Source organism: Erwinia sp. TECH1 (genome assembly GCF_054057575.1).
The window spans coordinates 2,749,405-2,767,448 of the sequence record NZ_JBSRZK010000001.1 but is presented as its reverse complement, the minus strand read 5'-3'; the positions used below and the strand labels follow the sequence as shown (position 1 = coordinate 2,767,448).

The following is an 18,044-nucleotide window of genomic DNA, read 5'->3' as shown; positions in this document are numbered from 1 at the left end:
GCATCTGTTTGTTACGCGTGGAATAATTCCCGCGACTGAAACAGGAGCAATTATGATTAGTGGTTTACCGGCGCTGTCGCTTGAGCAGCAACAGCAGGCAGTGGAGCGTATCCAGGAGCTGATGGCCGACGGCATGAGCAGCGGACAGGCTATCCAGCTGGTGGCGGCTGAAATTCGCGAAACGCACACGGGCGAGATGATTGCCGTTCGTTTTGACGATGAAGATGAAGAGGATGAAGACGAGGCGCGCGAGCGGGCTAACTACCACGACGCTCACCACGCTGACGACGAAGAAGAAGAGTAAGTAAATGGCGCACCACCCGGTGCGCCATAAGTTTATCTGGCGGCGACGATCTTGATCTCAACCAGATATTTCGGGTTCATCAGGCCGGCCTGCACGGTGCAGCGCACCGGCGCGTTGCCTGGCGACACCCAGGCGTCCCAGGCGCGGTTCATCGCCGGAAAATCCTCTTTGTGTACCAGAAAAATCGTGGCGTCCAGAATACGGCTTTTATCCGAGCCCAGGCGGGTCAGGATGCGGTCGATTACGGCCAGCGCGTTAGCCGTCTGCGCTTCGGCGTCCTCCTCCAGGTTTTCCGGCACGCTGGTGTAATAAATCGTATCGTTATGCACAACCGCTTCCGACATGCGGTGTTCAACCGGTTCAACCCTGATTATTTCCTTAGACATATCAAAACCTTAATTGTTGTTTGTTCCACTCTTAAAATCAGTGTGGGACAGATTTGGGACATTCTGGTTAAAAATATCATCAATACGCCTGGCGTGCAGGGACAAATGGCCTGATGAAAAGTGAGCGTATCGCCTTACCATGTTGATATTTTGCCAGCCACCCATTTCCTGCAGAACGGAGATGGGAACGCCAGCCATAATCAACCACGATGCCCAGGTGTGTCTCAGATCGTGAAATCTGAAATCTTCTATCCCAGCCCGCTTTAAAGCCGCTCTCCACCCGGTATTGGTATTGCTTCTTACGGGCCGTGTAGTTTTTGTCACTTCACCGTTATCGTGTTTAACTGTATCTACGTATGCGAAAACGTATTCGTCATTCCTGCCGATATTCTTTCTCAATACCGTGCAGGCTGTATCATTCAGGGCAACGCCAATTGCCCTGCCTGATTTACTCTCATCCGCATAAATCCACGCCATCCTCTTCTGCAGGTCAATCTGCTCCCACTTCAGGTTAGTGATATTTGAGCGCCTCAGGCCGGTACATAGCGCAAACTCTACGGTAGATTTTAGAGGCTCAGAGCACTCTTTAATCAGGCGCTGCGCCTCTTCAGGCTTCAGCCATCTGATCCGCCTTTCCTTTGCTACGGGGACTTTTACAACCGGCGCTCTGTCCAGCGCTTTCCAGTCTCTTTCAGCTGCCCGCAGGAGAGACCTGATGAAGGAGAGGCGCTTTATCCTTGTGCCCTGTGAAGCAAGCTTAGGCTTGTATTCTGGAGCTGGTGTTCCTCTTTTTGCACAAGCCTCTGCTCTCTGCTTCCAACGGTTAAAGTGATTGCGATTTTCTATCTTCGCTACCGCCGCGTAGATTTCCCTTTCAGTGATATCCCTCAGTTGCTTTCCTGCCATCGACTCAAGCCAAAATTTAATGATGTGCTTATCGTCATCGAGACTTTTCTTTTCTGACTTCTCGTGTATCCAGCGAACGCAGGCCTCTTCGAATGTCATAGAGACCGGCTCTCCCAACTTAACGATTCTCCATGACTCAGCTTTTAGCCTGTCGTGGAGTTCCTGCGCCTGCTGCTTGTCGGACGTGCCAAGAGATTGCTTAACTCTTTTGCCGCCCGATGTTGTGAAACTGGCGTACCAAATTTCACCCCTGCGGAAGATCGACATGGTGATTTCTCCTCATGTGCATCAGCCGCGCTCACGGCGACAGTGTGCAACGGATTATTCAGCGCGGCAATACACGCCTGCCGCGTGACCAGGTAAGGCGATTTATTTTTGCTCGGGTCTTTGCGTGTCGCGGTAAGGCGCCCTGACCGGATCCAGTTGCTGGCCGTCGGGCGCGAGATACCGAGAAACGCGCAGGCCTCATCGAGCGTAAGTGAGTACGCTTCCATATTGACCTCGATTATTTGGTTGCGATGATGTGGGGGAGGGTGATTACAGGGTGCGGCGGTTAAATCTCCATGCTTCACAGCTGCTATCGTTGCAACCTTCAAAATCGTAAGGATCGAACTGCCAGTGAATACGCCCGCACTCCGGGCAGTTAAAGCGAGTTTTCCCGCTGGAGTTTTTACGGCGCCTTAAACGCTGAATATGTGCTGGGATACGCAACCCGGCACCTTGAACCATTCGGCGGTGATCAAGCATGGCGATCGGGAACGTGCGGCGCTTCACTGCATCAGTTACGCTAAATGGCAGCCAGACAAGATTAGCTGTGTCGCCTGGCTTATCGAAAATGGTCGCCTGCGTGAAGTCTGTCGTCGGCAGGTCGCCATTGCGCAGCCAGTACAGGTCGTTGCCGTCCCAGCGCCCTTTCTGGAAGGCAACATATTGGCTGCAACCCGGCTCAAATACTGATTCACCGGGTACGTGCTGGTGGTCAACGTGAACAACTGCCAGAGCATCAACACTGTCAGCACAAACTGGCTGATCAATCTCGCGCCCGGTGTTCCAATGGCTCTGAGCCTCCTCCAGTGTATAAACATGCGCCTTGTCGATATTGGTGTTATATCCGTGCCCATTGTGACACCAGAAGGAAGCATTACTGCCTACGGTGTCCCTTTTGCAAATCATGTAAAAACGATTCTTCACGCTTTCATCTCCTTATCCACCACGCGCACGAAGTAGACCAGCCATTGTCTGGCCGGGTATCTGCCAGGCGGCAGCGCGGTGATTAGTTTTGTGTATTTGTCCAACAGAAGGGTGGTAATGCGGTCGTGCTCTGATTTGGGCGCTTCGGCTTTGGCTGACAGTATTTCCGATCGGCAATTTCGGGCGACTGACCGCAGGGCGTTTTCAGTCGCTGGTGTCATCGGCCAGCCTTATGCCGGGGATTTTACCGGCCGCGATGGCATCGTAAACTGACTCAGCCATATCGCTGCGATTACCTTCGCGATCAGCTTTCGTCATTGCCCCATAGATGCGGTCGCACAATTCGCTACGTCTGCGCTCTGCTTCGGTGCGGATCGGTCTGGTTTTGATTACTGAGACTCGCAACCAACTCTCTCCATATCCATCAATATCAACAATTGCAAACTTTTCTCCCGCATACTTCATTAATGCTTTATTCCATCGCGGGCCAGCGTAATACTCAAATTCACACCCAACCGGCGGCAACCCTGTACCATCCCATTCAATGCTCATGACACTCTCCTTTGGCTTTCAGCCCACAAAAACACCTCATGGTCGTGGCGGCAATCCGCATCACAATAGTGACCGGAGGCGATCGACTCTTCGCACCAGTGACACTCGCCGGTGTATACCATCTGTGGCTTCTTGCGGTTAGCCAGGGCCACCTCTATCATCTGCTGCTCGCGTGCTGCTGCCTCATCTAACTGATCTGCGTACATGGGTAACTCCTGAATTTGGGCGTAAAAAAACCACCGCTTGGGTGGTTTTCAATTCAGTTCTTTAATCACTTAAGTGATAAGAGCCTTTCGTCTAATAATTCTTTCATTTCCTTTTGCATTGATTCGTCATTAGCGTCAATGTGAACCGAGTGCTCTAAATAATAATTCTCACCCTCATCGTTTTTCCAGTATATAAGCCAATCCCCGGAGTTTTTATTGTTAGAGAAAAAAAGTTTTTGTATTAGCGGATTTATTTGCTCACGAAGGCTTGAAAGAGTCTTGTCAAACCCTTCTTTTTGCGATTTGGCGCTACTTTTAATGGCTGCGGTCAAATGGTCATTGTCGCCATCTGTATAGGGTATGTTATTGCTTTTTAAATACCTTAAGAAAACACTTCTAACTGATTGTTCTATAACTTCATCAGGTGATGGGTTTTTTATTGGCGTTGGGTTATTATTGCCAATATTATTATAAGTCCTAGTTAAGTGATCCTCTGATACGTGAATATGCCAGTAATCAGATAGTAAACCTTTTAATTTTCTTTCTTTGTGTAGCATGGCTTTTGTTGATTGGGCAATACTCTCATTTTCAAGAAGTCTTATTGCTTCTAATATCCCGCGAGATATAAAACCTGAGCCATCAATATCATTAACTATTTTATCTTTCAAACCCTTGGCAATTCTGTGTGCGTAGGCTGTATCAAATATATCAGACATTTTTTTTCCAAACTAAGTAGGGTATTTAACCATAACTTAACTTGCTCAGTCTTTCCACACAGCCCACGCTATCAGGGCTATGAATGCGAGTTTGATGGCTATCATGGGGTGGCATCTTTGATATCAGCCCGCAGATGAATCACCCGACCATCTGGCATGGGGATAAGCAAAATGTCGTCACGCGTTACCATGTGCTGAGCAACAGCCGCCAGAGCCTGCTGGGTAACATCGAACTTCTCGCCGGTAAACTTCATTGCTCCCGGCGCCGCGCCTTTAAATTGCTTCGCGCGGCCTGCAAAAATGGTGTTTGTCAGTGGGCTACATCCGATCGTGATTGGGTTGCTCATTCTGCAGTCTCCCCGCCAGCGTTAACCATTTTTATGCCTAACCGGATATCATCCATCTGAATGTCACCTGATATTTCTGCATGCCTGAAAGCTATGCTAATAAATTCAAGGCACTGCTTGTCTGTCCATTCCTGCGGCGCTGCAGGTCGTGGTTCTGCTTGCTTGTGGCAGTAGTGCTCACCATTAGGCCTGGAAGACCTAACGCCGCATCGCGGGCAAGGCTCCTGCGCATCCCGGCGCGCTAGTTCTGCTTCTGCTGTGTCAGCGCGTTTGCAGTGCTTCCTTTCTCTTCCCTCTGCATTTTCCAGCCTTGCCTCAAGCTTCTTGTAATCTGCAAAGGTGACGTAGCCGCCATTGTCGCAGTGCTCAATTTTACCGTCGTATCGCTTAACCGATTTCATTGGCCTTTCTCCTCTGGCTGGCGGAGCTGGGCGGCGAACTGTTTTGCATGGTGAACTGAATCACTGTGATAGAGAGCAATATATTTACCAAATTCTTCAACACCTTTTGCCATCCATTGGCGCTTGATGGCGTCGGTTACTGGCGTTTCGATATTCACAGCGGTATCTATTTCTTGTGCCAAAATATCCGAAACGCCTGTCTCGTAAGCATTTGCTATTGCACCAATCGCGCTATCTAAAACCTTATTCTCAGCCGCCAGCGCGTTCACCTGCTGCTGAAGGGCGATATGTTGTTTTGCCAGCCACACCACTACTTCTTCGTGATCCTTGCCCATGCATGATGGCGGCAGGCCATCAGCCAGTTTCTGAATTTGTTCCGGTGTCATTTCATAGCTCCTGTTGGGCCAGATGGCCGGGGAGGGTTATTGCGTGGCTTCGGCCAGTTCGTCGCGGCGGATGCTGTATACGTCAGTGGCTAAATCCAGCTTTTCAGTATCGCCAGCCAGCTTCCGGGCAGCGTACCTGTAGAGCTTGTCCAGTTCATCTATGCCTGAAGCTTTGCTTGCCGCTTCGGTGAAGTCTTTCAGCAACTCTTCTGGCGATCGGGCTTCTGCATGTACACTTTCTGTAGGTGCCGCGTCGGCTGGCTTCTGGTTGATGAGGTTGTTCAAATCCTGCCGGGTGCGGGCCGGGGTAACGTCGCGCTCGATACGCTCTTTCTGCTCGAACTCGTCCGGCGTGTAGACGCCCAAAATGACGTCCGGGCAGTAGAGGCGGGCCCAGTACTTCACGGCCAGATAGGCCAGCTGCTGCTTCGGCGCCGTCTTCCAGAGGGGGGAGTTACGCGTGGTAACGAACTCCATGTAAAGTGGCTCGCCCCACGTGATATCCGTTTCGCCACGCAGCACGGCACCGACACGAACGCACAGCCCTTTTTCATTTTCCGCATTGGGCGGGCCCGGACGGAAGTTTTCCCAGCTACCACCGTACTCGTATTTAAATCGACCCTGAACGGCTGTAGAGCTGGTAACTACTGCGTTGACCAGCTGCGCCTCATAGCCCAGCGTGCCGTTTACCAGGTGCGTCTTTTGCGCTACGGCGAATGGGTTCATTCCCCACTGCGCAGCCTGTAGCGCCACCGCCAGGCAGTCTGCTGGTTTTCCTGCCAGATGTGCCGGGACGGTCGTTTTGCCCTGCGCCATTACTTCAGCGAATGCCTGAAGCTTTTGCAGTCCTGACGGGCTGAAGATGGCCGCTTTGGTGTCGGCCTCGTTAACCGGAGCGTGGATGATTTCGTTGCTCATGAGTAATCCTTTTTCTTCGCCCAGGCCGGGCGGGTGATTTCTTCAATGCCGCCCCAGCTATCGGTCGTGCGGCATTCGTGATAGGTGTCCAGGCTGCGCCGAAACAATTCAAAGCCTGCGGCGGTGTCTTCTTCGCTGAGCTGGTAAACGCGCGTGGGGTAACGGCCACAGTCGATGTTTTCGCTTACGGCGATGAAGATAAACATGGGGTATTCGCCGAAGTGCCGGTAAAAGCCCTCGCGGTACATGGCATCCTGCATGTGATAGCGAAATTCTTCGACGTGTCGCGGGAAGCGGTCCATATCCGCAACCTTTTTCACGTCGACAACGACCGGTTGACCGTTGAGGAATTTGTCCGGCCGGAACCGGCAAAGTTCGCCTGTCTGTTCGTCGTTCCAGTAAATTGACGCCTCGCAATGGCCGTCAGCCTCCAACAGCCAGCGGGCCGCCGGATGCGCCAGCGCGCTCTCGCGCATCAGCTTTAATTTCCGGCCCTGTTCGGCATCCATAATCGTCATACCGCTGTCGTCGCAGCTTTGCAAAAATCGCTTTTCATCTTCCTTGCCTGCGGTCGTGCGCCGGTTAAATTCCGGGGCCACGATAAAGCGCTTATCGAATTCCTGCGGCTCCAGCAGCAGGCAGTGCAGGGCGGTGCCCATGTCCAGGGCTTTCAGTTTTTCGGTATCGACCGGGGCATCCTGCCGCCACCTGAAGATCGCCGGGTTAACCAGTATATCGTCCAGCTGCGATTTGCTGACGCCAGCCCCGGCGTGATAGTCCTCGTTGCTGATATCGAGATAGAGGCCCGGCTCCATCAGTGCTCCTCCATAAAGCCGATCTCAATGAGCTGGTCATGTTCTTCAGCCTGCAGGCGCGCCAGCCGATCAACGAAAGCCGCGTATTCGTCCTGGGCCTGCGTTCCACGCAGAAACATGCGTATCTCAATCGGCAAGTTCAGCATTGCGGCAAAATCAGTAATGTCTTCCGGATACTGGTTTGCAAGGCTTGCCGCGATAACGTCAATGCGTGAGACGCGCTTGGCCTCCTGCTGCTCTGCTGCGTCCTGCTGGTCTTTCAGTCGATCCTGAGCAAGGTAAGCATTCATGGGCGACCCTCCGCTTTGAGGATTTCCCAGAGACGCTGCAGCCAGCTTTTACGCGGCGGCGGGGTAAATGACGCGCTGGTAAGAATGTTGGAGCGGTGAAACTGGATGCTGTTGATAGGGTGAAAAGGGCGGGGCGCGACGGCACCGCCCGTGATGGCTAATGTCATCGCGGACTCCTGGGATTATTTTTAGGTTTTGGTTAGTAGGTGATTCGGACTGCGGTTACTTCGCCCTTTGCAATCGCAGTGATAACGACGCGGGCCAGTTCTTCGGTAAGACCGGCAGACACAAGGTCAGCCAGCGCTTTGTTATTAACGGTTTTGCGGTGCTGCACATCTGCGGCACGGGCGGCGGCTTCATCGGCGATCCGCTTTTCTTCAGCTAGGCGTGCGGCTTCAGCCTGTTCGGCACGGCGGCGCTCTGCGGCAATGGCTTCCTGCTTTTCGCGTTCTGCGCGTTGTCCAGCTTCGATACGCTGGCGCTCGGCATGCTCAGCCGCTTCTTTGGCTTCGCGCTCTGCCTTCTCCTGCGCAGCCAGGCTGTCACGTTCAGCCTGCTCAGCTTGGGCTTTCAGTGCAGCTTCCCGGCGGGCTGCCTCATCACGTTCACGCTGCGCTGCTGCCTCTGCTTCAACACGTACCCGCTCATCTGCCTGACGCTTTAACTCTTCTTCCTGAGCAATGCGCTGGCGCTCAGCTTCAGCTTTTGCCTCAGCGGCTTCCCGGTCGAATTTGTCATTCAACAGCAGGGCGATTTCATGATCCGATTCGATGCGCTCCGCCAGCGCTTTGTCTCGAGCCTCATTCATCTCCAGCGCTTCAGCATGCCATTCGTTCATTTGGTTTTCGGCCTTGATGCGATCCTGCTCTGCTTCCCACTCGGTGAGCGGGCGGCGCGTTTCGTCACGCAGCGCATCACATTCAGCAACCCAGCGGCGTAATTCCGCTTCAGCGGGCTTTACCGCTTCTTTCAAATGCCGGAGGTAGTCGCGCCCCGGTTTCTCTACCGCCGTTTTACTACGTGATACCAGCGCCGCCAGTGATGCTACCCGCGCCCGACCTTTAGCCGTGGTCAGGTCAGGCACCTCATTCACCTGCTGGCGAATCTGCGCAAGGTAATTGTCGAGTCCGTTCGGCACATACAGCGCCGGAGCCTGCTCTGGTTTGATTTCGAGTACTGCAATATCCGTTGTTTCGCTCATTTTCCTCTCCTGTGGGCATAAAAAAGCCCTCGCGAAGAGGGCAAATATGGCAGTGGATGATGGGTAACATCGTCATGGCCTGCCGCAACAAGCCATTGGGTTGCTACCAGTTGCCGCCAGCGGTTTCCGATTCACCGAAACAGCATGGCCCGCACAGCCTAGTAGGGTGAACCGTGGGTTTCTGCCCACAGTTATCACACGCTACCTGCCAGTTTTTTGCACCGTCAGCGAGCTGCGCGGGCGTTTCTTTCTTCTCTTTCTTTTTGCTCAAAAACCCTCCGGCTATGATGTTTTCCCTGAATGAAGGCGTAAAAAAAGCCGCTTATGCGGCCTATTCGAAAACTGATTCGTCAGAAAAATCGCATATCGAAACATGCACATTAAACCCTGCATAATCTCTTGAGGTATCTAGGTCTTTAGCGATAGCATGCATTAACTCATTCTCAGTCAGACCCATTTCGTCCAGCTCGCCGTCCGTCACTTTTACGTCAATTCTCATACTCACCTCGCTGAAACGCTGTCTGTTTTCTTGCGGAACCCGGCGTTGTAGATAGCCACATCGCCCAGGCAGATATTGTCAGCGCTTGGCTGATCCTTAACGCGCCAGTTCGGCGCCTGTGTAACGGCTTTCAGTACGCGGCCAGAACAGCCGGTCATAGCCTGCGTCAGTTTGCGTTCAAAACGCTGCTGCCCGATCTGCTCAGCTGATTTCTTGGCGTTAAATGCAGCCATACGGCGTTGATTTCTGTTCATGGGTATTCCTCGATGAGTGCTTGGGTGGTGCAGACAGTCGGGCGACTAACTCCGATCGCGTACTCATTGCCAAGCTCCTTCGCCGAGAAGGTTAGCTTCTGCCTGCACCCCGAAGCACTCGCCTCGGCCTGTGTATTCACAGGGTCATATTGTTAAAGAGCGTGCTATCCGTTTCGTATTGCTTCAGCGTCCTGCTGATGGGATTTAATTTAGCGTTATGCTAAATGAATGGCAATAGCAAAATGCTAAATAAATGAGTTATGAGATTTAGCGTATTGATTAATAATGGAATTTATTTTTTCAGAAAGGCACATCACAGGCAGGAGGCAAATTGCAGGCATAAAAAACCCGGCGCTATGGCCGGGTTCAGTAGAACTAAGTTCTTTTAGCTGGCGTTCTCGCAGCCAGGCTGGCCGCGGTCGATAACTTCAGTACCTTCGATGATGTAGCCAAACCGGCCGAAGAGGAAGGAATAGTTGAACTGAGTGACCACTACATCTGATAGAGCAACTGAGCAACGATTCTTCTCGATAGCTCTGTCAATGGCGGTTTTCACGTTAGGAATACCCAATGGGAAAATGACCACTGGTGCTGCGTCTTCAGCCTTCACGCGAGCTCCTTTAACGAAGTTATTCGAGTTCAAATTGTAGTTTTTAGTACTGGCAACAGTCAGATCTGCCACTCGGTTACTACATCCTGCCAGCGCCATTACTACCGCAGCTAAAGCTAAAATCTTTTTCACTTATGTTTTCCTTTGATTGCAATCGGAAATATCTTAACAAATCATTTTGTAAATCTCACCAAAAACATTACAAAAGTTGACTTTTTTGGAAGCAAATCGCAGGCACAAAAAAGCCCGCAAGGGGGCGGGCAAGTGGTTCAGTTCAGGCTTAGCCTGCAATTCTCGTCTTACGCGCAATCATCCTTTTGCGTGTAGGCTTTGAATGTTAAAAGTTATGCCAAATTATAGATGTGAGAATGGTCTTACAAATCGTAAAGTTAGGATTGTTCTGGGTGGGAAGCGCAAAAAAAACCGCCGAAGCGGGTCTATCCATACTTATGCTGTGTGGAAAAGCCAAAGGCAAAAACAGAACATTCATTCTCGTAACTACAACACGTCAATGTGTAGTGCCGCCAAGAATAGCCCATTTGATGAAAATTGCCGGTGATTTACATGCTTTTTCTGTAAAAGAAAACATCATGATACCCATTTGATTTATGTGCGCGATTTCTTCGGTGCACTCATCCTGGCCGCGTGAAATCCGGTGAAGAGGTGGCACAAAAAAGCCCGCTCAGCGCGGGCTAGATAACAATTGCTTCTGCCTGTATTTTTAAATTAGAGTGCTTTCTCTTGGCAGACGCATTGGTGGATGACTATCGTAATGTACGAATCTAGCAGTATTATTGGTATTTTGATAATGAACTACGTGGCTAGAAGTCCAATCACCGAATAATTTATTCTGATCATATTTGATAAACCCTACATGATAATGCCATAAATTTTTATCTATAGCATATTGAATAAGCCTTAGCCGATCGTAGTGTCTTTCACTAACGCCCGTAGATGGCTTATTCCTCCCAGGCAAACATGAGTAACCGCTTGTTTTTACTAGTGTAACGAAATCGCCAATTAATCTTAATTCTTCAGTAGAAAGGCTTTGCATCAAATTAATAAAAGATTGCGAATAAGTAACACTAACAGGCATCATGCTTCCTTTTTCATCGACTGTATCCAACCTACAAAATCATCGCCATTCTTAACCCATTCAGGATGGCGAATTGTGTCTGATTCGATGGACTCATTTAAAACTGAGATGTCGAAATTAAATTCATCATCCTGTTTAACCAAATACAAATCCACTAAACGATACAGCTCTTCTGTAACATTTTTATACTCTTCAAAGGCTTGCATTGATTTTGTCTTTATATACCTTAATTGCGACATGTGCGGACTCCAAGATCCGTCTGACTCTGCCTTAAAAAAGGTATAAGCAAGCCTATTGTTGCCATTTTTGAGTTCAGAAGCTAATTTTCCTAATACAAGGGCTGAATCCTCTTTCAATTCAAGCTCTTCGATTTCTCTTAAATCACCTTTCCTAAGGACGGCTATCATTTTGTAACCAGCTGCAATCATCTGATTAACTTGGTCAACCAAAGAGTCAGCTTTTTTGATAGCTAAAAAGACCTGTTTTTTCGCAACCGAACGGCTGTGACTTCGATCGAAATCGTCCAGCGGCCTCTCAATAGTATGAGAAACCTCGGAAAAAATACCCTGAACCTTATCTAGGTTGGGGTTGTGAAAGGCCATGGCCTCGATACCGATCATATCATCCATCCCATGAGTGTATGGGCTAAAACAAGTGGGGGCAAATAATGCCTTATCTTATCATGTTAGACAACACAAGTTGCACTCGCACCTCACTCGATGATTGAATTTAGAGCAGCCTAAACTAGCCGCATCTTCGTCTCAATCGCCACGCCGATGATCCGGCAGTTGCCGTTGATAGGCACCATAGGCCACTGCGGGTTTAGCCCTCTCAGGTACTTCTGGCTACCGTCTATCACCAACTTCTTAAACGTCGCTTGGTTGTCGTCGACTAACTTGGCAACGACCAGGCTGCCGTTTACCGGCTCCCGTCCAGTATCGAACAGCACGAACGAACCTTCCGGGATGCTGAGCCCCATCGGTGCTGTCATTGAATCGCCATCCACCTCAAGCCAGAACGCATCACCTTGTGTGCTTGCGTCTGATTCGAGCCATAGGTCAACATCCTTAAGAGTGTACGGCTCGCATGCCTCTGCCCACGACCCGGCCTGTACTTTGCTCAGTACAGGGTAGCGGCTGCCTGGCGTGTATGGCCTTAAATTAGAAACATTGCTCTCTGACTCAGTTGCTGCATGGATAGAGTCCAGCCAGCCATTGGGGAGGCTCAAGGCCACCTCAATTTTCCTTGCCGTCCGATCACCTACGTTTCTGACACTGTTCTCACCAAGCAACTGGCTGAACTGGGATGCGCTCATCCCGACAGTCTCTGCAAAGCTGGCTTTGGTATTGCCATCTCGCTCTAAATGCTTGGCGAGAAGCAGCGAAAGGTTGGCCTTTCTGATGTTTTTATTTTCCATGACACGATTCTCACACTATTTAGCAATACGATAAATATGCAAATTGCTAAATATTGCTTGTTTGTTATTTAGCATAACGCTAAACTTGCCTTGTTTACTAAAACAGGAGGCACCAATGGGTAACGAACTACTCCGCTGGCGCAAAGAGGCTACCTCAGATGACTGGGTACGCCTTGCAAAGCTGGCTAAAACATCTGTTGGCTACCTCGACCAGATCGCTTACGGGTTCCGCAGGGCTTCACCGGGTAAAGCATCAGCAATCGAGGAAGCTACCAAGCAAATTATCGGCTACGTGCCGGTGAAAAAGGAAAGTCTGGTATTTGCGCCGCAGCGCGCATCAGCCGCTTAAGCAACACCGCTCTTTATCAATCTGACCCTCCCTCGGAATACCAGGGAAAACCAAATGTGGCACCCCACGGTGCCGACACGTAACTAACTAACCAATACGGAAATTCTACGAGATGGAATTAGCAAAACACAGCAAAAAGATTCGTGAAGTCGAAAGCGAGATCCGCTCCCGCCTTGTCACGATGGGGCAGACGAATTTCGCCAAGATGGCTGGATGGGCCGATTCAAAGGTCAGCAGGCTGAACATTCACGATATGGCTGTGACTTTCGTGCTTCTGGAGAACGTCTGGGAGACGAGTTTAATCAGGGAAGTCGCAAGACAGGCTGTAGAGGCTGTGATGCCCCAAAAGAAAAAATCCCCGGCGGCAACCGAGGATTCTCAAATCAATATGACGTTTTAACTGGATTAACGTACAGGAGTAATTATGAGTTCTTTATCACTGCTTTACAAGGCAAAAGACAAAAACGGCACCGAAACGACCGTTAAAAAAACGTTTCTGGTTCCACTGAGCGAGTTGTATGTCGAGCCGGGCTATAACGTCCGTGAAATCGACCAGGATCACGTTGCAGAATTTCGCGATGCATTTATCGCTGGCGAGTTCGTGCCGCCGCTGGCGGTGCAGGTAACGGAGCAGGGCGTGAAGGTTATCGACGGCCATCACCGCTATTACGGCGCCATTATGGCTACCGATGCCGGGCATGAAGTCGCCAGGCTGGAATGCAAGGACTTCGTGGGAACCGAAGCCGATCGCATTGCTTTCATGGTCACCAGTTCGCAGGGTAAGGCGCTGGCCCCGTTGGAACGCGCAGCGGCATATCAGCGCCTCAGCAATCAGGGCTGGGAAGCTTCGGAGATAGCGAAGAAGGTCAAGCGCTCCGTGGCTGACGTTAATTATCACCTGCAACTGCTGGAATGTGGCGACGGCCTGATCGCAATGGTCAAATCCGGCGAGGTGGCCCCGACAACGGCTGTGGCTCTTTCCCAGCAGCACGGCGCCAAAGCTGAATCGGTGGCGCTGGCGCAGATGGATAAAGCCCGTGCCGCCGGGAAGAAGAAGCTGACAAAAAGCGATGCCATGCCGCAATTCAGCGCAAAGAAAGCACGTCGCCTAGTTGAGCTGCTGGTGGATGCTGAACACGAACGAGATGGGGGCTTTGACAACCTGATCCTTTCTCATGGCACCGCAGAAGAAATTAACCGCATTCTGACAGAGTACCGCGCCGGGATTGCCCCATCAACACAGTAAGGCCGTCACCATGAGCATGAATTTAATGGCTAAAGCCATGAGCATCACCGTTGGCAACCCATTGAGAAAGTTGGTGCTGATTAAGCTTGCTGACAACGCCAACGATAAAGGCGAGTGCTGGCCTTCATACCAGCATATTGCTGATCAGTGTGAAATCAGTAAGCGCTCAGTAATGCGCCATATTGACGATCTCTGTGAGTTTGGATTCTTACGAAAAGAGTATCGGCCTGGGCCAAAAGGGAACTCCAGCAATATCTACCATCTGAGTTTAGATGGTGACAGAGAGTCACCACGGGTAGTGACAGAGAGTCATCCCCCTGGTGACAGAGAGTCACCACCCCCTAGTGACACAGTGTCACCCAGAACCAGTCACTCTTTTGAACCAGTAAAAGAACCTATAACCCCTAAATCCCCTAAAGGGGAATCGAAAGGTTTTAACCCCCTTGAAGTAACGATCCCTGAATGGCTAAACGAGCAAGCCTGGAGGGAATGGGTTCAGTACCGCAGCCAGTCGAAGAAGCCAATCAAAACGGCGCTGACGGTCAGCAAAGCATTCAACCTGCTGAAAGAATGTTTTGACGAAGGTCACGACCCGGCAGAGGTGATCAACACCAGTATCGCGAACGGCTATCAGGGCCTGTTCAAGCCGAAGTTTCAAAACCGCAAGCAGCAGCAAGCCGATCCACAAACACCGCACTGGAACAGCCGTGAAGGCTGGGAGGATTTTATATGAGCCTGCAACTGGTAGAGGCCATTAACAATCGCGACGCGTCCGCTATGGCCCGTATGGCTGGCGGAAGTTACCAACCTGAGAAAATCATCAGCAGCGAAGCTGAACAGCTGGTTGACTCGCTGTTTCGCCAGCTGAAGCAAATTTTTCCGGCAGCGGTCAGCACCAGCCTGCGCAGCGAAGCGGAAGAGAAAACCACTAAGAGACAGTGGATCGCTGCCTTCGCCGAAAACGGCATCAAAACCCGTGACCAGCTGGCGGCAGGCGTGCGGCACGCCAGGGCGAGCAACTCCGACTTCTGGCCGTCGCCTGGCAAATTCATCAGCTGGTGCAAAGACAGTTCGGTAATCCTCGGCGTGACCGTGGAAGAGGTCATGCAGGAGTTCCACCGCTACAGCCGTGATAAGGGATTGTACACTGGCGGCGCGGAGCGCTTCCCATGGTCGAAACCCGTCATGTACTGGATTGTCTGCGATACCCGCCGCGCCATGTACCAGCGCCAGCTGAGCGAGGCTGAAGTTGAAAAGTACGCAGCGAAGCAGCTGGACGAATGGTCGAAAAAAGTCGCTGCCGGCCAAAGCATTCCCGATCCGGTAGTCAGCCTGGAAGTTAAGCGCGACGTGATGCCGGTAAACGACCAGCCCACTGGCGACGATTTGAAAATGCGATGGATGCCAGACGCCCGCGTCCTGGGTTCGGTAACTCCGGCGCAGTGGCTTTATTCAGAATGCCAGCGCCGCAAGTCGGTAGGGTTGGTGTGAAATGACACAGCAATTTGAGAAGCAGGGCAAGCCAAAGAAAGGGGGCGGGTTTTGAAAATTTACAGCGTAAGAGCTTAGTTATTTTCCTGCGCACTTAAGTTTAATTTGACATAAGTAGCGTTATTTTCTTTATCTAACATAATGAATATTCTTTCGTAAAAATACTGGCTTCCCAAATGGGTGAGGGTGTCATGGACGGTAGGTTTATAGCGGTAATTGCTCTTGAGGGAAAAGCTCTTGAATGGGCAGTCTTAAAATCTATTGGTGGCCAATGGCCCGCCAATCTAAACGGGCGCTGGGATAAGGCAGGGTTCTTGATAGGTAACCTGCATATTTTCATCAGCGGAGGCGGCCAGAAGGGGACATTTGTGGCTTTTATCGACGAACGCACACCGTCAACAGGGCATGACTTACCTGAAGCCGTTTTCAGAGCCGTTGTTCAGTCAGTGATGGGTAATCTGGTGCTTATACCCGGATCGGTGTTTGAGGACGATTCAAACCAAAATTTATCAGGAGAAACTTATGACAGCTGAAATTATGCCAATTAAGTCCCGAACGGATCATCTGTCTGAAGTAAGCGCAGGTCTGGCTCTTTTAAAAATGTTCCATAAAACCGGCGGCCACAACCATCAAACTATCGAGCTGATTATGGCGAAGATGGAAGATGACCTGGCTAAGGTGCAGGAGACCATCAACCGGAGGTGAAGCGTGCAGGATTTTTGTTTGCACAAATCCACCCTGGGGCAGTTTACCAAACACATCTTCGACCTCGTCTCTTCCGGCAAACGCTGGCGCATCAAAATCACAGAATGGCGTGATCAACGCAGTATCCCTCAGAACTCCCTACAACACTTGTGGTACGCAGAGCTGAGCGCTTATTTGATTAAGCGCGGTAAGCCCTTTGCATCTCCTGAATGGGTCAAGGATGCTATGAAACACACCTATCTGGGTTACGAAGAGCGCGTGATGGTCGACGTGGTAACTGGTGGACGAACTCAGGTACAGACGCTAAGGCACACGGCCGACCTGGACACTGGCGAAATGCATCATTACCTGTCGCAGGTAGAAGCATGGGCGCTCAATGTCGGGTGCAGGCTGACCGTTCCGGCTGACAGCGAATATAATCAACTCAGGAAAAAGCAGGTCGCATAATGAAGGCAACCGCCAATAAGCCAAAACGACGGCGCTGTAAAATATGTCGTGAATGGTTTCACTATCAGGATTTCAGAACCTGGTGGTGTTGCCCTGAACACGGAGCGCGATTCGCTCTTCAGAAAAGGGAGGCAGACCGAGAGAAAAAAAAGAAAGACGAAGCGCAGCAGGAAAGACGAAGCATTAAAATCCGCAAGTTAGCAGTACAACCCCTTAGTTACTTCCATAAGCAAGCTCAAAAAGCCTTCAACGAATTCATCCGCACCCGAGATGCCGGGCAGCCCTGTATCAGTTGCGATCGCAACACAGGCGCGAAGATGAATGCCGGTCACTACCGCACGGTAGGCGCCAGTAAAGAAACCCGTTACGACGAAAGCAACTGCCATCTTCAGTGCGAGCACTGCAACTCTTACCTGTCCGGCAATATTGGTGAATACAAGTCACGGCTGATTACTAAAATCGGCCAGGCTGCTTTCGATCGCCTTATAGGGCCGCACGAGCTTAAGAAGTGGACGCGTGAAGAGCTGCAAGAGCTGGCGAAACATTACCGGCAGAAAACCAGAGAGCTGATTAAACAAAGAGAGGCAGCAGCATGAATAGTGACGCACTCGCACAACTCGCACAGGTGATGCGCAAATCAGATCTGAAGAAGCGATACCTAAAGCCGGTAAAGCTCATTACTCCACTGCAATCCGCCTGGGTGAGATGCCTGCTTGATGTATGGGGCGAAAAGTACGGCGGCAGCGTCGGACCAGACAGCGGGAAAACCAGCGTCATCGGCCGCCTGATGGTTCGCAAGGAGTGGAACGACCGCGAGTCAGCCCGGATTATGGAAGTGGTCGATAACCTGCATAAGCAGGGCTACAAGGGGAATGAGCTTTTCCTGAAGGCCCAGCAGATTATCAATCCACAAAACTCAGTCAGCAATCTTCTCGACCGCGCCAACGAACAGGAAGATGCCGACCTCGTAGAATCCATTATCGCCCAGATATTCGCGCCAGATAATCCGATCCGGCATGTGGCTATTAAGCACTACTGCGAGCGCAAATGCTCGCAAGATATTGCGAAAGAGCTGTCGCGGCTGACTGGTATACATGTTGAATCCAGCAGGAAGCGCATCAGGTGGTGCCGAGAGCTGCTTGAGGCATCCGTATATCACTCGATAATGCACGAAATGAATGGGAAAACTCACAAAATTGCAGCTTAAATGCAAAATATCGCAAAATTAACTTGAAAACGAGACGTGAGCCTGGTACTTTTCTGATATGCTCGTGACACAAGTAGTTGAGCAACAGAATTAAAGAAAGCCCC

At 50.8% G+C, this 18,044-nt stretch carries 32 protein-coding genes; 12 read left to right on the top strand and 20 right to left on the bottom strand.

The genetic code is table 11. The features are described from left to right. The first annotated feature begins 52 nt into the window (after positions 1–52). Complete coding sequence (locus tag ACVWZ0_RS13050) at positions 53–304, top strand: YoaH family protein (protein WP_253460853.1); 252 nt, start codon at positions 53–55, stop codon at positions 302–304. A 32-nt stretch (positions 305–336) separates the two neighbouring features. On the opposite strand, the gene ACVWZ0_RS13045 is transcribed toward ACVWZ0_RS13050, so the two are convergent. The 17 genes from ACVWZ0_RS13045 to ACVWZ0_RS12965 form a co-directional block, all read right to left on the bottom strand. After that, positions 337–690: a RidA family protein gene (locus tag ACVWZ0_RS13045; protein WP_253460856.1), complete on the bottom strand. Its 354-nt coding sequence runs from the start codon at positions 688–690 to the stop codon at positions 337–339. Positions 691–699: 9 nt separating this feature from the next. Beyond that, positions 700–1,857, bottom strand: a complete 1,158-nt coding sequence (locus tag ACVWZ0_RS13040) for a site-specific integrase (RefSeq protein WP_253461305.1) — start codon at positions 1,855–1,857, stop codon at positions 700–702. Continuing rightward, entirely contained in the window at positions 1,740–2,090 is a 351-nt protein-coding gene (locus ACVWZ0_RS13035; RefSeq protein WP_253460858.1) for a helix-turn-helix domain-containing protein, read from the bottom strand. The genes ACVWZ0_RS13040 and ACVWZ0_RS13035 overlap by 118 nt, the downstream gene beginning before the upstream one ends. A gap of 43 nt (positions 2,091–2,133) precedes the next feature. Then, positions 2,134–2,787, bottom strand: a complete 654-nt coding sequence (locus tag ACVWZ0_RS13030) for a hypothetical protein (RefSeq protein WP_253460861.1) — start codon at positions 2,785–2,787, stop codon at positions 2,134–2,136. A 204-nt stretch (positions 2,788–2,991) separates the two neighbouring features. Next, a complete protein-coding gene (locus tag ACVWZ0_RS13025; protein WP_253460864.1) occupies positions 2,992–3,339 on the bottom strand; it encodes a hypothetical protein in 348 nt (115 codons plus the stop codon). After that, on the bottom strand, positions 3,336–3,545 hold the full coding sequence (locus ACVWZ0_RS13020; RefSeq protein ID WP_253460866.1) for a hypothetical protein: 210 nt from the start codon (positions 3,543–3,545) through the stop codon (positions 3,336–3,338). Before ACVWZ0_RS13020 ends, ACVWZ0_RS13025 begins: the two co-directional genes overlap by 4 nt. A gap of 65 nt (positions 3,546–3,610) precedes the next feature. Further along, positions 3,611–4,261: a hypothetical protein gene (locus ACVWZ0_RS13015; RefSeq protein WP_253460869.1), complete on the bottom strand. Its 651-nt coding sequence runs from the start codon at positions 4,259–4,261 to the stop codon at positions 3,611–3,613. A gap of 101 nt (positions 4,262–4,362) precedes the next feature. Next, positions 4,363–4,608, bottom strand: a complete 246-nt coding sequence (locus tag ACVWZ0_RS13010; RefSeq protein WP_253460872.1) for a DUF7446 family protein — start codon at positions 4,606–4,608, stop codon at positions 4,363–4,365. Further along, positions 4,605–5,009 carry a hypothetical protein gene (locus tag ACVWZ0_RS13005; RefSeq protein WP_253460875.1) on the bottom strand — a complete coding sequence of 135 codons (405 nt, stop codon included), beginning with the start codon at positions 5,007–5,009 and terminating at the stop codon, positions 4,605–4,607. Before ACVWZ0_RS13005 ends, ACVWZ0_RS13010 begins: the two co-directional genes overlap by 4 nt. Further along, positions 5,006–5,395: a hypothetical protein gene (locus ACVWZ0_RS13000; protein WP_253460878.1), complete on the bottom strand. Its 390-nt coding sequence runs from the start codon at positions 5,393–5,395 to the stop codon at positions 5,006–5,008. Before ACVWZ0_RS13000 ends, ACVWZ0_RS13005 begins: the two co-directional genes overlap by 4 nt. Before the next feature lie 36 nt (positions 5,396–5,431). Further along, positions 5,432–6,313 carry a RecT family recombinase gene (locus tag ACVWZ0_RS12995; protein WP_253460881.1) on the bottom strand — a complete coding sequence of 294 codons (882 nt, stop codon included), beginning with the start codon at positions 6,311–6,313 and terminating at the stop codon, positions 5,432–5,434. After that, positions 6,310–7,128 carry a PD-(D/E)XK nuclease-like domain-containing protein gene (locus tag ACVWZ0_RS12990; RefSeq protein ID WP_253460884.1) on the bottom strand — a complete coding sequence of 273 codons (819 nt, stop codon included), beginning with the start codon at positions 7,126–7,128 and terminating at the stop codon, positions 6,310–6,312. Before ACVWZ0_RS12990 ends, ACVWZ0_RS12995 begins: the two co-directional genes overlap by 4 nt. Continuing rightward, positions 7,128–7,418 carry a host nuclease inhibitor GamL gene (gene gamL / locus ACVWZ0_RS12985; RefSeq protein WP_253460888.1) on the bottom strand — a complete coding sequence of 97 codons (291 nt, stop codon included), beginning with the start codon at positions 7,416–7,418 and terminating at the stop codon, positions 7,128–7,130. The genes ACVWZ0_RS12990 and gamL overlap by 1 nt, the downstream gene beginning before the upstream one ends. Further along, the gene (locus ACVWZ0_RS12980) at positions 7,415–7,585 is read right to left on the bottom strand and encodes a hypothetical protein (RefSeq protein WP_253460891.1); all 171 of its coding nucleotides are present in this window, start codon (positions 7,583–7,585) and stop codon (positions 7,415–7,417) included. The genes gamL and ACVWZ0_RS12980 overlap by 4 nt, the downstream gene beginning before the upstream one ends. 32 nt (positions 7,586–7,617) lie before the next feature. Continuing rightward, a complete protein-coding gene (locus ACVWZ0_RS12975) occupies positions 7,618–8,619 on the bottom strand; it encodes a coiled-coil domain-containing protein (RefSeq protein WP_253460894.1) in 1,002 nt (333 codons plus the stop codon). Positions 8,620–9,120: 501 nt separating this feature from the next. Continuing rightward, positions 9,121–9,372 (bottom strand): transcriptional antitermination N peptide, encoded by a 252-nt coding sequence (locus tag ACVWZ0_RS12970; protein WP_253460897.1) that lies wholly within the window; start codon positions 9,370–9,372, stop codon positions 9,121–9,123. 385 nt (positions 9,373–9,757) lie between these two features. Further along, positions 9,758–10,114, bottom strand: coding sequence for a hypothetical protein (locus tag ACVWZ0_RS12965; protein WP_147198563.1), 357 nt, complete (start codon positions 10,112–10,114; stop codon positions 9,758–9,760). A gap of 236 nt (positions 10,115–10,350) precedes the next feature. Between ACVWZ0_RS12965 and ACVWZ0_RS12960 the strand changes: the two genes are divergently transcribed. Continuing rightward, positions 10,351–10,587, top strand: coding sequence for a hypothetical protein (locus ACVWZ0_RS12960; protein WP_253460900.1), 237 nt, complete (start codon positions 10,351–10,353; stop codon positions 10,585–10,587). A gap of 116 nt (positions 10,588–10,703) precedes the next feature. On the opposite strand, the gene ACVWZ0_RS12955 is transcribed toward ACVWZ0_RS12960, so the two are convergent. The 3 genes from ACVWZ0_RS12955 to ACVWZ0_RS12945 all read right to left on the bottom strand — a co-directional run bounded on the left by ACVWZ0_RS12955 (position 10,704) and on the right by ACVWZ0_RS12945 (position 12,495). Then, entirely contained in the window at positions 10,704–11,081 is a 378-nt protein-coding gene (locus tag ACVWZ0_RS12955; protein WP_456784163.1) for a hypothetical protein, read from the bottom strand. Beyond that, a complete protein-coding gene (locus ACVWZ0_RS12950; protein ID WP_253460907.1) occupies positions 11,078–11,698 on the bottom strand; it encodes a hypothetical protein in 621 nt (206 codons plus the stop codon). Before ACVWZ0_RS12950 ends, ACVWZ0_RS12955 begins: the two co-directional genes overlap by 4 nt. Before the next feature lie 119 nt (positions 11,699–11,817). Beyond that, on the bottom strand, positions 11,818–12,495 hold the full coding sequence (locus ACVWZ0_RS12945; RefSeq protein ID WP_253460910.1) for a LexA family protein: 678 nt from the start codon (positions 12,493–12,495) through the stop codon (positions 11,818–11,820). A 115-nt stretch (positions 12,496–12,610) separates the two neighbouring features. Between ACVWZ0_RS12945 and ACVWZ0_RS12940 the strand changes: the two genes are divergently transcribed. From ACVWZ0_RS12940 to ACVWZ0_RS12895, 10 genes are all read left to right on the top strand, one after another. After that, complete coding sequence (locus tag ACVWZ0_RS12940; protein WP_253460913.1) at positions 12,611–12,844, top strand: transcriptional regulator; 234 nt, start codon at positions 12,611–12,613, stop codon at positions 12,842–12,844. 112 nt (positions 12,845–12,956) lie between these two features. Further along, positions 12,957–13,244, top strand: coding sequence for a CII family transcriptional regulator (locus tag ACVWZ0_RS12935; protein WP_253460916.1), 288 nt, complete (start codon positions 12,957–12,959; stop codon positions 13,242–13,244). A 24-nt stretch (positions 13,245–13,268) separates the two neighbouring features. Next, positions 13,269–14,090, top strand: a complete 822-nt coding sequence (locus ACVWZ0_RS12930) for a ParB/RepB/Spo0J family partition protein (RefSeq protein WP_253460919.1) — start codon at positions 13,269–13,271, stop codon at positions 14,088–14,090. 10 nt (positions 14,091–14,100) lie between these two features. Continuing rightward, the gene (locus tag ACVWZ0_RS12925) at positions 14,101–14,823 is read left to right on the top strand and encodes a helix-turn-helix domain-containing protein (RefSeq protein ID WP_253460922.1); all 723 of its coding nucleotides are present in this window, start codon (positions 14,101–14,103) and stop codon (positions 14,821–14,823) included. Further along, positions 14,820–15,581, top strand: a complete 762-nt coding sequence (locus ACVWZ0_RS12920; protein ID WP_253460925.1) for a replication protein P — start codon at positions 14,820–14,822, stop codon at positions 15,579–15,581. Before ACVWZ0_RS12925 ends, ACVWZ0_RS12920 begins: the two co-directional genes overlap by 4 nt. Positions 15,582–15,757: 176 nt before the next feature. Then, complete coding sequence (locus ACVWZ0_RS12915) at positions 15,758–16,114, top strand: hypothetical protein (RefSeq protein WP_253460928.1); 357 nt, start codon at positions 15,758–15,760, stop codon at positions 16,112–16,114. After that, the gene (locus ACVWZ0_RS12910) at positions 16,104–16,286 is read left to right on the top strand and encodes a hypothetical protein (RefSeq protein ID WP_253460930.1); all 183 of its coding nucleotides are present in this window, start codon (positions 16,104–16,106) and stop codon (positions 16,284–16,286) included. Before ACVWZ0_RS12915 ends, ACVWZ0_RS12910 begins: the two co-directional genes overlap by 11 nt. A gap of 18 nt (positions 16,287–16,304) precedes the next feature. Continuing rightward, the gene (locus ACVWZ0_RS12905; RefSeq protein ID WP_301289692.1) at positions 16,305–16,733 is read left to right on the top strand and encodes a hypothetical protein; all 429 of its coding nucleotides are present in this window, start codon (positions 16,305–16,307) and stop codon (positions 16,731–16,733) included. Then, positions 16,733–17,329 (top strand): recombination protein NinG, encoded by a 597-nt coding sequence (locus ACVWZ0_RS12900; RefSeq protein ID WP_253460934.1) that lies wholly within the window; start codon positions 16,733–16,735, stop codon positions 17,327–17,329. The genes ACVWZ0_RS12905 and ACVWZ0_RS12900 overlap by 1 nt, the downstream gene beginning before the upstream one ends. Next, positions 17,326–17,940 (top strand): hypothetical protein, encoded by a 615-nt coding sequence (locus ACVWZ0_RS12895; RefSeq protein WP_253460937.1) that lies wholly within the window; start codon positions 17,326–17,328, stop codon positions 17,938–17,940. The genes ACVWZ0_RS12900 and ACVWZ0_RS12895 overlap by 4 nt, the downstream gene beginning before the upstream one ends. The last annotated feature ends 104 nt before the right edge of the window (positions 17,941–18,044 follow it).

Coding starts and splice junctions, on each gene's coding strand:
- ACVWZ0_RS12895 (WP_253460937.1), top strand. CDS start 17,326: ATGAATAGTGACGCACTCGCACAACTCGCACAGGTGATGCGCAAATCA.
- ACVWZ0_RS13010 (WP_253460872.1), bottom strand. CDS start 4,608: ATGAGCAACCCAATCACGATCGGATGTAGCCCACTGACAAACACCATT.
- ACVWZ0_RS13015 (WP_253460869.1), bottom strand. CDS start 4,261: ATGTCTGATATATTTGATACAGCCTACGCACACAGAATTGCCAAGGGT.
- ACVWZ0_RS12920 (WP_253460925.1), top strand. CDS start 14,820: ATGAGCCTGCAACTGGTAGAGGCCATTAACAATCGCGACGCGTCCGCT.
- ACVWZ0_RS12960 (WP_253460900.1), top strand. CDS start 10,351: ATGGTCTTACAAATCGTAAAGTTAGGATTGTTCTGGGTGGGAAGCGCA.
- ACVWZ0_RS12975 (WP_253460894.1), bottom strand. CDS start 8,619: ATGAGCGAAACAACGGATATTGCAGTACTCGAAATCAAACCAGAGCAG.
- ACVWZ0_RS12955 (WP_456784163.1), bottom strand. CDS start 11,081: ATGATGCCTGTTAGTGTTACTTATTCGCAATCTTTTATTAATTTGATG.
- ACVWZ0_RS12910 (WP_253460930.1), top strand. CDS start 16,104: ATGACAGCTGAAATTATGCCAATTAAGTCCCGAACGGATCATCTGTCT.
- ACVWZ0_RS12930 (WP_253460919.1), top strand. CDS start 13,269: ATGAGTTCTTTATCACTGCTTTACAAGGCAAAAGACAAAAACGGCACC.
- ACVWZ0_RS13050 (WP_253460853.1), top strand. CDS start 53: ATGATTAGTGGTTTACCGGCGCTGTCGCTTGAGCAGCAACAGCAGGCA.
- ACVWZ0_RS13000 (WP_253460878.1), bottom strand. CDS start 5,395: ATGACACCGGAACAAATTCAGAAACTGGCTGATGGCCTGCCGCCATCA.
- gamL (WP_253460888.1), bottom strand. CDS start 7,418: ATGAATGCTTACCTTGCTCAGGATCGACTGAAAGACCAGCAGGACGCA.
- ACVWZ0_RS13025 (WP_253460864.1), bottom strand. CDS start 3,339: ATGAGCATTGAATGGGATGGTACAGGGTTGCCGCCGGTTGGGTGTGAA.
- ACVWZ0_RS13035 (WP_253460858.1), bottom strand. CDS start 2,090: ATGGAAGCGTACTCACTTACGCTCGATGAGGCCTGCGCGTTTCTCGGT.
- ACVWZ0_RS12935 (WP_253460916.1), top strand. CDS start 12,957: ATGGAATTAGCAAAACACAGCAAAAAGATTCGTGAAGTCGAAAGCGAG.
- ACVWZ0_RS13045 (WP_253460856.1), bottom strand. CDS start 690: ATGTCTAAGGAAATAATCAGGGTTGAACCGGTTGAACACCGCATGTCG.
- ACVWZ0_RS12990 (WP_253460884.1), bottom strand. CDS start 7,128: ATGGAGCCGGGCCTCTATCTCGATATCAGCAACGAGGACTATCACGCC.
- ACVWZ0_RS13020 (WP_253460866.1), bottom strand. CDS start 3,545: ATGTACGCAGATCAGTTAGATGAGGCAGCAGCACGCGAGCAGCAGATG.
- ACVWZ0_RS12900 (WP_253460934.1), top strand. CDS start 16,733: ATGAAGGCAACCGCCAATAAGCCAAAACGACGGCGCTGTAAAATATGT.
- ACVWZ0_RS12940 (WP_253460913.1), top strand. CDS start 12,611: ATGGGTAACGAACTACTCCGCTGGCGCAAAGAGGCTACCTCAGATGAC.
- ACVWZ0_RS12950 (WP_253460907.1), bottom strand. CDS start 11,698: ATGATCGGTATCGAGGCCATGGCCTTTCACAACCCCAACCTAGATAAG.
- ACVWZ0_RS12970 (WP_253460897.1), bottom strand. CDS start 9,372: ATGAACAGAAATCAACGCCGTATGGCTGCATTTAACGCCAAGAAATCA.
- ACVWZ0_RS12925 (WP_253460922.1), top strand. CDS start 14,101: ATGAGCATGAATTTAATGGCTAAAGCCATGAGCATCACCGTTGGCAAC.
- ACVWZ0_RS12995 (WP_253460881.1), bottom strand. CDS start 6,313: ATGAGCAACGAAATCATCCACGCTCCGGTTAACGAGGCCGACACCAAA.
- ACVWZ0_RS12980 (WP_253460891.1), bottom strand. CDS start 7,585: ATGACATTAGCCATCACGGGCGGTGCCGTCGCGCCCCGCCCTTTTCAC.
- ACVWZ0_RS12915 (WP_253460928.1), top strand. CDS start 15,758: ATGGGTGAGGGTGTCATGGACGGTAGGTTTATAGCGGTAATTGCTCTT.
- ACVWZ0_RS13005 (WP_253460875.1), bottom strand. CDS start 5,009: ATGAAATCGGTTAAGCGATACGACGGTAAAATTGAGCACTGCGACAAT.
- ACVWZ0_RS12945 (WP_253460910.1), bottom strand. CDS start 12,495: ATGGAAAATAAAAACATCAGAAAGGCCAACCTTTCGCTGCTTCTCGCC.